Annotated in this window: 12 protein-coding genes; 6 read left to right on the top strand and 6 right to left on the bottom strand. The window is 64.1% G+C overall.

Going from position 1 to position 11,509, the window contains the following annotated elements; genetic code table 11:
- Together C446_RS19665 and C446_RS14835 are read right to left on the bottom strand one after the other, a co-directional pair.
- The coding region (locus tag C446_RS19665; RefSeq protein WP_204365918.1) for a hypothetical protein at positions 1–242 on the bottom strand (242 nt) is incomplete at its 3' end.
- Positions 243–299: 57 nt separating this feature from the next.
- Positions 300–539 (bottom strand): helix-turn-helix domain-containing protein, encoded by a 240-nt coding sequence (locus tag C446_RS14835; protein ID WP_006673936.1) that lies wholly within the window; start codon positions 537–539, stop codon positions 300–302.
- A 180-nt stretch (positions 540–719) separates the two neighbouring features.
- Between C446_RS14835 and C446_RS14840 the strand changes: the two genes are divergently transcribed.
- From C446_RS14840 to C446_RS14850, 3 genes are all read left to right on the top strand, one after another.
- Positions 720–1,919 (top strand): CBS domain-containing protein, encoded by a 1,200-nt coding sequence (locus C446_RS14840; protein WP_006673937.1) that lies wholly within the window; start codon positions 720–722, stop codon positions 1,917–1,919.
- A gap of 122 nt (positions 1,920–2,041) precedes the next feature.
- On the top strand, positions 2,042–3,067 hold the full coding sequence (locus C446_RS14845; RefSeq protein WP_006673938.1) for an ABC transporter ATP-binding protein: 1,026 nt from the start codon (positions 2,042–2,044) through the stop codon (positions 3,065–3,067).
- Between the two features lie 5 nt (positions 3,068–3,072).
- Positions 3,073–3,870 carry an ABC transporter permease gene (locus tag C446_RS14850; RefSeq protein WP_049920265.1) on the top strand — a complete coding sequence of 266 codons (798 nt, stop codon included), beginning with the start codon at positions 3,073–3,075 and terminating at the stop codon, positions 3,868–3,870.
- Between the two features lie 37 nt (positions 3,871–3,907).
- Here the strand turns inward: C446_RS14850 and C446_RS14855 are convergent, their stop codons facing one another.
- Positions 3,908–4,924, bottom strand: a complete 1,017-nt coding sequence (locus C446_RS14855) for an NADP-dependent oxidoreductase (RefSeq protein ID WP_006673940.1) — start codon at positions 4,922–4,924, stop codon at positions 3,908–3,910.
- 98 nt (positions 4,925–5,022) lie between these two features.
- Between C446_RS14855 and C446_RS14860 the strand changes: the two genes are divergently transcribed.
- Together C446_RS14860 and C446_RS14865 are read left to right on the top strand one after the other, a co-directional pair.
- On the top strand, positions 5,023–5,724 hold the full coding sequence (locus tag C446_RS14860) for a carbonic anhydrase (RefSeq protein WP_006673941.1): 702 nt from the start codon (positions 5,023–5,025) through the stop codon (positions 5,722–5,724).
- A gap of 96 nt (positions 5,725–5,820) precedes the next feature.
- Positions 5,821–6,039, top strand: coding sequence for a hypothetical protein (locus C446_RS14865; protein WP_049920266.1), 219 nt, complete (start codon positions 5,821–5,823; stop codon positions 6,037–6,039).
- A 76-nt stretch (positions 6,040–6,115) separates the two neighbouring features.
- On the opposite strand, the gene C446_RS14870 is transcribed toward C446_RS14865, so the two are convergent.
- From C446_RS14870 to C446_RS14880, 3 genes are all read right to left on the bottom strand, one after another.
- Positions 6,116–8,551 carry a DUF2309 domain-containing protein gene (locus C446_RS14870; protein ID WP_049920264.1) on the bottom strand — a complete coding sequence of 812 codons (2,436 nt, stop codon included), beginning with the start codon at positions 8,549–8,551 and terminating at the stop codon, positions 6,116–6,118.
- Positions 8,541–10,040 carry a proton-conducting transporter transmembrane domain-containing protein gene (locus C446_RS14875; protein ID WP_006673944.1) on the bottom strand — a complete coding sequence of 500 codons (1,500 nt, stop codon included), beginning with the start codon at positions 10,038–10,040 and terminating at the stop codon, positions 8,541–8,543. Before C446_RS14875 ends, C446_RS14870 begins: the two co-directional genes overlap by 11 nt.
- A 636-nt stretch (positions 10,041–10,676) precedes the next feature.
- On the bottom strand, positions 10,677–11,141 hold the full coding sequence (locus C446_RS14880) for an Lrp/AsnC family transcriptional regulator (protein WP_006673945.1): 465 nt from the start codon (positions 11,139–11,141) through the stop codon (positions 10,677–10,679).
- 188 nt (positions 11,142–11,329) lie between these two features.
- Between C446_RS14880 and C446_RS14885 the strand changes: the two genes are divergently transcribed.
- On the top strand, positions 11,330–11,509 hold a 180-nt coding region (locus C446_RS14885; protein WP_006673946.1), incomplete at its 3' end, for a cold-shock protein.

Below are 11,509 nucleotides of genomic sequence, written 5' to 3' on the forward strand. Positions count from 1 at the left end.
CTCCTATCCTCAGCGTCAGCGACTCCCATCTGTTGTTTTTGCCAGTCGGGAGCCGGGAACACGTCGCTGGACTCGGAGTTATCGTCGGGCTTGCTCAGGCCAACGGGCACAGGGTCGTTCGGAACCCGCTCCGTTCCGACCAGACCGTACCGGTGTATGGTGGTTCTTAGGGCTTTAAAATACGCATTGAAAAGCCGAACTGAGGCGTCGAACGTGGATTGGTTCCGAATTGTCGGATTCATCCTGGGGCTCAAGCCGCAGGTATTCTCCTTGATTTCGTATAAGCGGGGCGACGACGATTAGCGACGCGGCGCGTACTCGGTGCCGCGCTTCTCGACGAGCCCCTCGCTCGAGAGGGAGTCGAGAACGCTCAGGATCGCGATCTTCTTCATCGACAGCGCGCTCGTGAGGTCCGTCGCCGTCGCACCACCCGTCGCCTCGAGGTAGAGGTAGACGAGTTTCGCCTGTGCGGACTCGAGTTCGGTCGGCAGCTGCTGGGTCGTCGACGGTGAATCGGACGCGAGTTGTTTCTGGTTCATCCTGTCTCTTCGAACTACGAACTCGTATATAAGACTATGCTGCATGGAATCGATATTGTCCGATCGATATAAGGACCATTATACTGATTTGCGTGAACTGATCGGTACCCGGTCCCGGCTCGAGGACGAGGACAACCGAACGGCGGCGTTTTTAAGGGGCTACCGCGGCTACCGTGAGACATGCTGAAGAGTTTCCGGATCGGATCTCTCTTCGGGATTCCGATCAAGCTCGATCTCACGTTTCTGTTGATACTGCCGGTGTTCGCCTACCTGATCGGATTCGAGATCGAAACCGTCATCGAGGCGCTCAACCTGGCGATGGAGGCCGGCATCGATGTCGACGCGCTCACCTTCGAGTGGTGGATGCCCTACGTCGTCGGGCTGGCGGCGGCGATCGGACTGTTCGCCGGCGTCCTCTTGCACGAACTGGGTCACTCCCTGACCGCACAGCGGTACGGGTTCCCGATCGACTCGATTACGCTCTGGCTGCTCGGCGGGGTCGCCGCGCTCTCGGAGATGCCCGAAGACTGGAGACAGGAACTCAACATCGCCATCGCTGGGCCGATCGTCTCCGTGCTGGTCGGCGTCGTTTCCTACGTCGCGTTCGTGTTCACGCCGGAGGCGTTCGATGCGACGCGGTTCGTCCTCGGCTATCTCGCGGTGTTGAACGTCGCGCTCGCGATTTTCAACATGGTACCCGCGTTTCCGATGGACGGCGGCAGAGTCCTCCGCGCGCTGCTGGCACGGAACCAGCCGTACGCGAAGGCCACCCAGCAGGCCGCAAGCATCGGCAAGATGTTCGCGTTCATCATGGGCCTGTTCGGGCTGTTCGCGTTCAGCATCATCCTCATCGCCGTCGCCTTCTTCATCTACATCGCCGCCTCGAGCGAGGCCCAGCAGGTGACGATGAAAGCCGCGTTCCAGGACGTGACAGTCGCCGACATCATGACGCGTGCGGAGGAGCTCCACACGGTCGGCCCCGAGACGACGATCTCGGAACTCGTCCAACGGATGTTCCGCGAACGACACACGGGGTATCCGGTCGTCGAACGGGACAACTGGGGAGACGACCGACTGATCGGACTGGTCACGCTCGACGATGCCCGCGAGATCGACCCGGTCGAGCGAGACGCCTACGAGGTCGAAGACGTGATGACGACCGACCTCGAGACGATCGACCCCGACACCGACGCGATGACGGCGATCGAGCGGATGCAACGAAACGGGATCGGACGGCTACTCGTCGTCGACGACGACGACCTCGTTGGGTTGATCTCCCGGACGGATCTGATGACGGCGTTCGATATCGTCCAGCAAAGCGGCGGACCGGTCCGCTCGAGCGAGCGGCCACAGTCTGCAAACGAGTTACAACAGCAGTAAGAGACGAAGGGGGGAGGCGAAAACAGAGAGACTCGCCGGTACCCAAACCCCATTTTCGGCCCGCTCGAGGGGCCAGACCAACATTCTTAACCGCGGTCGGGGCCGACGATTCGCCGATACCGATGCCACCGGCCATCGAGACCGTCGATCTCGTGAAGGAGTACGGGGACCTGCGCGCTCTCCAGGAGCTGTCACTGACCGTCGAAGAGGGCGAGTTCTTCGGTCTGCTCGGGCCCAACGGCGCGGGCAAGACGACGTTCATCAACACGCTGGTCGGTCTCGTCCGCAAGACCGGCGGTGAGGCCCGCGTTTTCGGCCAGGACGTCGAGGACGACTACCGACAGGCCCGCGACGCGATCGGCCTGGCTCCACAGGAGTTCAACGTCGATCGGTTCTTCCCGATCAAGGAAGTACTGATCCACAAGGCCGGCTACCACGGCATTCCCAAAGACGAGGCCGCCGACCGTGCCGACGAGGTGCTCAAACGGGTGGGCATCTACGACAAGCGCGACGAGCGGTTCGACTGGCTCTCCGGCGGGATGAAACGACGGCTGCTGCTCGCGCGGGCGCTCGTAACCGACCCCGACCTCCTGATCCTCGACGAGCCGACCGCCGGGGTCGACGTCCAGCTCCGGCACGACCTCTGGGAACTCGTGACGGAGCTCAACGAGGAGGGAACGACGATCCTGCTGACCACACACTACATCGAGGAGGCCGAACGGCTCTGTGATCGGGTCGCGATCATGAACGAGGGCCGGAAGGTCACCGTTGCGACGCCCGACGAACTCAAGCAACGCGGTACCGACACGATCTCGGTTCGCCTCGAGTCCCCGTCGGTCGCGACCCGAACCGTCGAAAACGAGGTCGGCGTGTACGCCCACGACGTGTCGACGACGGCCGCAGGCGACCGCAGCGAGGTCCAGGTGCGGGTCGACGACGGCGGCTCGACCGCACCGAAACTGCTGCACGATCTCGAGGAGGCGGGCTACGAGATCGCCGATCTCGAGATTTCTCGGACGTCGCTCGAGGAGATTTTCGTGGACCTCACGCGGAGCGAGGACCGAACGGTGACGCGGTCGTCGGCTGCGAGTGCGGACGACGACGGCTCTGGAGACGAGCAAGAACGCGAGCAGGAGGGGGTCGCCTGATGCTGATGCTCTCGGTCGGCTTCCGGGCGCTGTTCCGTCGAGAAGTCCTGCGATTCATCCGGCGGCCGAAGAACACGTTCATGCCGCCGGCGATCACGAACGTGCTCTACTTCGCGGTGTTCGGGCTCATCTTGGGCGGACGAATCGACCAGATCGCCGGGTTCGATTACATCCTGTTTATCGTGCCGGGCCTCGTCGTGCTCGGGGCGATCTCCAACGCCTTCGAGAACGCCTCCTTCTCGATCTTTCACGGCCGGTGGAACGAGTACATCCACGAGACGCTGACCTCGCCGCTGTCCTACGCCGAGATGGTCGTCGCTTACGTCGGGGCCAGTGCCGTCCGCGGGCTGATCGTCGGCGTGATCATCGCCATCGTCGGCCGACTGTTCGTCCCGATCAGCATCGAGCACGGGCTGTTTCTCGTCGTGACGATGGTCGTCATCACGGCGCTGTTTGCCGGGTTCGGAATCATCGGCGGCCTCGTCGCACGGGACTTCGACGACCTGACCGTAATGAACCAGTTCATCCTGCGCCCGCTCGTCTTCTTCGGGGCGGTGTTCTACTCCCTGGAGACGCTCGAGCAAGCCTGGCAGGTACAGGTCTCGCTGCTGAACCCGATGGTGTATATGGTCGATAGCGTCCGGTACGGCCTGCTGGGCTACTCGGATATGACCTCGGTCGCGCCGGCGGCGTACGCCGAATACGCACCGTACGCGTCACTGACGGTGCTGACCGTCCTCACCGTCGTCGTCATCGCGCTCGACGTCTACCTGTTCAAGATCGGCTACGGACTGACCGACTGAGCGTCTGTCGCGGTTCGAGTCCGCAGTCGACCGCGTCCTATTCTCCGCGCTCGGCCACGTTCACGAGCTGTTTTCCGATGTTCTCACCTTCGAACAGGCCGAGGAAGGCGTCGGGAGCGTTCTCGAAGCCCTCGACGACGTTTTCTCGGTACTGGACGTCGCCGTTTCGAACGAACGTCGAGAGGCGCTCGAGTGCCTGACCCCACCGCTGCTGGTAGTCGCTGACGAGGAAGCCCTCGACCGTCGCGCGGGACTCGATGAGTTTTGCGAGCTTTCGCGGCCCGGTCGGAACGTCGGTCGCGTTGTAGAGTGCGATCTGGCCGCAGACGGCGACGCGGGCGTCGACGTTCAGCCGCGGCCAGACGGCGTCGGTAATCGGGCCGCCGACGTTGTCGAAGTAGCAGTCGACGCCGTCGGGACAGGCCTCGTCGATCGCAGCGGAGAGGTCGTCCGTTTCCTTGTAGTTGATCGCGGCGTCGAACCCGAGGTCGTCGGTGAGCCAGTCGACCTTCGCCTCGCTGCCGGCGGTGCCGACGACACGCGCGCCCGACAGGTTGGCGAGTTGCCCGACGACGGAGCCGACCGCGCCCGCCGCGGCGGAGACGACGACCGTATCGCCGGGTTTCGGCTCGCAGACGTCGTTCAGTCCCCAGTAGGCCGTCACGCCGGGCATTCCCAGCACCCCGAGTGCCGTCGAGATCGGGCCGTGGTCGGGGTTCACTTCCTGGAGGTCGCCCGCGTCGGCGACGGCGTGTTCGGCCCACAGGAGGTCGCCGGTGACGACATCGCCCTCCTGGTACTCGGCGCTGTTGGACTCGAGGACTTCGCCGACGACGCTGGCCTGCATCGGGTCGCCGACGTCCCACGGCTCGGCGTAGGATTCGGCATCGCGCATACGACCGCGCATGTAGGGGTCGACCGACTGGTAGAGCGTCTTCACGAGGACCTCGTTCGGACCGGGTTCGGGACGGTCGACGGCGACGAGTTCGAAGTCGTCGTAGGTCGGTTCACCGACGGGACGGCTGGCGAGTTGCCACTGGCGTGTTTCGGCCATACCCACTCGTGAACGCGCCGACGGGTGAAGATTTGCTTCGCGGCACGCCGCTCGTCCGGAGATCGAAGCTTTTTGACCCTGTTCGTGTGAGCTCGAGTATGGGAGCAACTCGCACGTTCCTCGAGGAGCTGCTCGCCGGCAACCAGCGCCACGTCGAGTCGCTTCCCGAGGATTACTTCAGCGAGGTCCAGACGGGACAACATCCCGACACCGTCGCGATCTGTTGTTCCGACTCGCGAGTCCCACAGGAACACATGTGGGGGGTGGATCATCCGGGGGTGGTCTTCACGCCGAGCAACATCGGCAACCAGGTCTGGGACGACGACGACGGCGAGCGGATCGTCGACGGCGGCGTGCTCTACCCGATTCACCACACCGACACCGACGTCGCCGCCGTCGTCGGCCACACCGGTTGTGGCGCGGTCACCGCCGCGTACCGGGCCGCGACCGGCGGCGAACTCCCGGGGCCTCAGGGCGTCGACAAGTGGGTCGAGATGCTTGTCCCCGTCGTCGAGAAAGCCATAGAGAGCGACCTGATCGACCGCGAGACTGACGAGACGACGGTGATCAACCAGCTCGTCGAGTACAACGTCGACCACCAGGCGGAGTTCCTACGCGAATCCGCGGACGTGCCGGACGATGTCGACGTTTACGGCTTCGTCTACGACTTCCAGGGCGTCTACGGCAACGAGTTTGGCCGAGCGTACCTGGTCAACGTCAACGGCGAAACCGACTCCGGCGCGATCGCCGAGTTGCTCCCCGACGAGTTCGCGACGGCGACCCAGAGTATACTGTACTGATCCGGCAGCCAGCCCGTGACACCTCGAGGAGTCGATCGGCCGGCGACGGCCGCCGAGGTCGGTACCGTTTTGTCACTCGTGGCGAAAGCGTCGGCCATGCGCGAGCGGTTCGACTCCGATGTCGGGTTCTATGTCGCCGTCGGCGCGTTCACGATCGCCGTCTTCGTCGTGGCACTGATAATACTCGCCGTACTCGCGCCGGCCGGTATCGGTGCCCGGGAACTCGGCGGGCTCGTAGTGGGGTTCCTGCTGTTTATGCTCGTGTACTTCGTCTCCGTGACGGTCCACCAGTTAGAGGAGCGAGAAGAGGTGTAACCGGCGTCTCGACAGCGAAACGAACAGTAAACGGCCCGGACCGGTTTACACCGGCTCTCGATGGGACAGCAGCTGCTCAATCGGAACTGACACTCGAGGGGGCGGCCTGCTGGGTGATCGGTTGCTCGGCCGGCGGTTCCCACTCGAGGTCGCCCTGATAGTGGAAGACCTGGTTGTCCTGGGTCGGATCGACGACGGTGAGCTGTCCGATCCAGCCGTTCGCGACGAGACGTTCGACGTTCTCGTGTGTCCCGAGGATATCGGTCACGCGATCGACGGGGGCGTGGATCACCGCCGTCAGGCGCAACGGCTGGTGGAACGGCTCGTCGTCGGCTGCCTTCAGGGACTGTAGTGGGAGGCCGGTCATCAGGTCGCCGCCGTTGCCCTGGACGACCCCGACGTTGCCGACCGGGTTCTGCGTGACCTTCGACCCGCTGCCGTAGACGCCGTTGTCGACGGTCGCGAAGTAGTACTGGTTGTTGATCCACTGGGTCACGACGAGCGGGCCCGCCATGATCAACTCGAGGGCGTCGCCGTCGGGATCGGTGGTCCAGTCGTAGGAGTGGAGGAACGCACGGCCATCGAGGTCCTGGTCGTCGGTCAACTCCCGCGGGCCGATGACGAACGAGGCGTTGCCGGCCAGCCCCCACTCGGGGCGGGTTTCACCCCAGTCGACCGCGCGACGGGCCGTCTCGCGGACGGGGTCGTCGGGCTCGGTCCCGGTCAGCGACTCGCTGCGCTCGGCGGCCGCGCCGGCGCGGGCTCGTTCGAGGTCCTCGCGTAGTTCCTCGAGGTCCTCGCGGTGGCTCTCGGGAACGTCACCGTCGAAGAGGGTGATCTCGTCGGTCGTCGTGTTGTGTTCGGCCCCGACGAAAACCGTGTCCTCGGGGATCGAGAACCCGCGCTGGCGGAGTTCGGCCGTGACGCTCTCGTCGTTACAGATCGTCGCGAGCACGCGGGCGTTCGGGCCGCCGGGGTTGCCGGCACAGGCCCCACAGTCGAGACTCGAGTCGAAGGGGTTGTTCGTCGTGTGACTCGCGTGGCCGGCGAAGACGACCAGCCGGGAAAACTCCGTCCAGCCCATGAGTTCGAAGGCAGTCTGTGCGTACTCGACCTTCTCGTCGTCGCTCAATCGGGGATACTCGAGCGTAGGGGAACAGAACTCGTGGGTGCTCGGGACGCGCTCGTCGACGGCCGTTCCGAGTTTGTAGAGGGCCGACGGAGCGAGCGTTCGCGCCGCCATCGCCGAGCCGTAGGCACCGCCGCCCCCTTCGACGAACGGGAACGCGGCGACGACGTTGGTCTTGAGCCGCTTGAAGTGTTTCCGGGTCGCGTGCACCAGCCCGTGCCACTGGTCGTGGCTGGTCGCCGTCTCGCCGTGGTCGGTCTCGGGTTCGTCCGCGATCAGGTGTTGTGGCTCGACGATCGGCGGACAGGCGTCGGCGACGACGTCCGAGTCGTACCCCTGATACTGCATAGGAATCCCGAAAAAGCCTGCGTACCCGTGGGTCTCGTAGTGACCCTGGTTCTCGATGTGGCGGCGGATGATCTCCGAACGCGTGTCGATACAGAACACGAGTTGTGCGTCCGGGCGCTGGCCGTCGCCGTGAGAGGACTCGGTAGCGGTCTCGTCGACCCCCGTGAGGAGGCGACGACGGTAGCTTTGCTCCCAGGCCGACAGCCAGAGTTCCTCGAGGGGAACGTCCTCGTCGCCAGCTGCGTCGCTGCCAGCATCGCTCGCTGTGTCGGAGCTCTCTTCTTCCGGCGCGACCGGCGCGTCAAGCAGATCACAGAGCACCAGTCGGACACCCAGGTATTCGGCCAGCGTGATCGGGTACTCCGACTGCCACGGGTCGGTGTCGTCGTCGGCACGTTGTTTGATGAATCCTGTCCAGCCGGGCAGTGCGGCCAGCTGGTGCTCGAGGATGGCGTCCCAACGCGACTCGGAGTACTCGCCGAGCGCGTCCTCGAGTGCCGCCAGCGCAGTCTCGGGCAGGTCGTCGGAGTCGTCACAAGCAGGCACGTCGCCGTCGTGAGGTGCGAGGTCACGCCAGGCAGTGTAGAACCCCTGCTCGCGGTTCGGCATCGACCAGTTCGCGTGACCCTGGTCGAGGAACGCGGCGAGCCACTTCGCGAGCACGCGATCGACCGTTGCCGTGGCGTCATCGATCTCGCTTTCCCGCTCGGTTTCGCGCTCGGCTAACTCCTCGAGGAGCGTCTCGGGATCGTCACCGATCCCGTTGGCAGCGAGTTCGTCGCGCAGGATTGCCGGGTCGATCCGACCGTCCTCCCAGGCTCGACGGAAGATTTCGGGACGCGGATAGCCGCGGCCGCCGAACAGCCGCCGGCCCTCGGCGACGGCCTCGTGGAACGGGCGGTTCTCGAACCCCGAGAGGGGGTTGGCGGTGACAAACGAGTGGAGCGGCCAGACCGACCCGATACGGTCGGCGGCGCGGTCGATACGGTCTTTGATCTCGGTCAACGTCTGAGGTCGGGGTTGCTTACGCGTCATCGTAGTCCTCCTTGCTGGTGAGTACAGTCGACGCGGCCGGCTGCGAGACGTTCAGTAAGGCGACGTAGAGCCGGTCGCTGGAGCGGTGCCAGCCGAGTTCCGTCGCGAGATACGCACCGACGAAACCGGCGACGACGAGGTAGTGGGCGACCGTCAACTCGGTCGGGGCGTAGGTCATCGGGACATCCGCGAGCATCCTCGAGACGGCGTTGAACGTCACCGCGTAGGCGGTGATGGCGGTGAGCACGACCAGCGGCACACTGACGAGCCTGACCGACGACGGGAGCGTCGTCCGGTGGAGAATGTCCCGTGCGGCGGTCAGTGTCGTCAGCACGACGACGAGGGTCAACACGATGCCGCTGTCGAGTGTCACGCTCAGACCCGACAGTTTCCCGGTGAGAAGCATGAAGATCGCACCCCCGCCGATGGCGGTAAAGAGGCTGACCACGACGCCGGAAAAGCCAAGATGGGTGGTGCCGGCGTCTTTCGGGGCAGTGTGCTCGACGGCGGCCCCTGCCGAGAGGAAGAGGTAGGCCTTGTAACAGCCATGCAGGATGAGGTGGGCGATCGCGGCCGCGAAGAAGCCCAGACCGCACTGCATGATCATAAAGCCCATCTGGGCGATCGTCGAACTACCGAGTTCACGTTTTACGTTGGGCTGGACGAGCAGCGTGGCCTGCCCCAGGAGGGCACTGAACGCGCCCACGAGGACGACGACTGACATGACAAACAGGTGTTGCCCGACGACCGGAGCGAACCTGGTAAGCAGGATGCCGCCCGCGTTGACGAACCCGGCATGCATCAGCGCGGAAGCCGGCGTCGGCGCAGTCATCGACGACAACAGCCAGCCGTGAAACGGGAACAGGGCCGACTGGACCATCGCCGCAAGGAGAATGGCTGCGACTGCGGCGACAGCGACCGTCGTCGAGACACCGTCGACGGCGGCGAGAACACCCGATATCGACATCGTTCCGGTCGCCGAGACCAGAGCCGCAAGGCCAATCGAAAGCAACGCAGTGCTTGCAAGGAAGTACTTGGCCGCGAGCGCGCCGGCCGCGCGGGCCTGTGCCCAGTCGCGGTCGTGGCCGATCAGCGACGCCATCAACAGCCCCATCGCCAGCCACATCGTCGCGAACAGCGCGATGTGATCGGCTGCGGTCAGCGCCATGACGACGAGCGTAAATGCCAGAATCTGGACGAAGAACCGAACGACGCCGCTATCTCCGGCCATATATCGCCGCGAGTAGCTGTGGACGATACCACTGAAAAACGTGACCACGACCCACATGACCGCGGTCAACCCGTCGACGACGGCCAGACCAGGAAGTCCCCACTCGAGCCCCCGCAAGGCGGTCAACGCGAGGACAGCGACGCTGCAGACGAAGAGCGTCCAGACCGTCCAGGTCGACGCCCGCGGAATCGCGGGGTTCGGTCGCGTCGTCGTTTCGGCGAGTGAGCCAGTATCGGGTTGTCGCGTGTCCTTGGGCATTCTTCGATGTATCCTCCGACCAGGTCGGCCGTCCCGAACACCACGTCACGATCGCACGCAAGACTTACCGAACTGGTCGTGTCTTCCCCATCTTTGGACAAGGTGGTTATTATAACCTCTGGTTCGAACAAAGCGTTCGCAGTAATTGCCTTCCAGGATCGATTTGATCGTTCGTGACATCTCGAGGTACGAGTGTCACGTTCCGGTGAGGAGCGGCTGGCATCTCCCGGCCGTGGCCGACGAACGCCGGCAGGTACACCGGCCGTGGCCGACGAACGCCGGCAGGTACACCGGCCGTGGCCGACGAACGCCGGCAGGTACNCGGCCGTGGCCGACGAACGCCGGCAGGTACACCGGCCGTGGCCGACGAACGCCGGCAGGTACACCGGCCGTGGCCGACGAACGCCGGCAGGTACACCGGCCGTACGTGTTGGGAGTACGCGATAGGCCGTAATAAAGCCCCTCAATTCGAACGATCCGTCCGCGATCGTAGCCGTGGCGAACGCTCCGTCATCTGCGCGATCAGGGACGCGTACAGTCGTCATTTTCGATCGCGGACGGTGGTGGTTCGAACGTCGGACGTGAACGGGAACGGGAACGGGAACGGGAACGGGAACGGAAACGGAAACAGGACACTCACCCCTCCGAAAACTCGTCGAACGATGTCGCCTCGTGACTGCGGACCAGCACCTCGTCCGTAATCGTCAGCCCGACATCCGACAGCTCCTGTGCGACCGGCGTGATGTCCCGGTCGGTCTCTCCGACGGCCGTCACGAGTAGATTCTCCTCGCCGGTAACGAGTTCCTGGACCGAAATAACCGCGGGAATATCGAGTATCTCGTCGATGTAATCCCCACGGTCGGGGATCGGCGCAGTACAGAAAAGCAGCATCCGGATCGGATATCCGGACTTCGTGTAATCGATGTCGGCGCTGTAGCCCTTGATGATCCCCGCAGACTCGAGACGCTGAATGCGCTTGCGGACCGTACTCGAGGACGCGTCGGTCCGCTCGGCGATCTCGCTCGAGGAGAGGTTCCGGGCTTCCTCCTGGAGCGCGTACAGAATCTCCCGGTCGGTCGCATCGAGATCGTACTCGGTCATACGTGGCGTTTCCCGCGGGAAATATAAGGGACTTCGGCTGTCAGAACCTGCTATACGCGGAGAGAGCCGCGAACACCCGCCAGACAACCGCACCCGATCCCGATCGCCGACGAACGGACGGGTATCGGGCCCACCAGGGGGTGCGAGTCGCAGGGTTTATACGTCCGGCGGGGTTCTCTTTAGAAGCAATGGCGCAAGGAACCGTTGATTTCTTCAACGACACTGGCGGCTACGGATTCATCGAAACTGAGGACGCGGACGAAGACGTCTTCTTCCACATGGAAGACATCGGCGGCCCGGACCTCGAAGAAGGTCAGGAACTCGAGTTCGACATCGAGCAGGCCCCCAAGGGCCCGCGCGCGACGAAC

Origin of the sequence: Halobiforma nitratireducens JCM 10879, from assembly GCF_000337895.1 — an archaeon.
Classification (GTDB): Archaea; Halobacteriota; Halobacteria; order Halobacteriales; family Natrialbaceae; genus Natronobacterium; species Natronobacterium nitratireducens.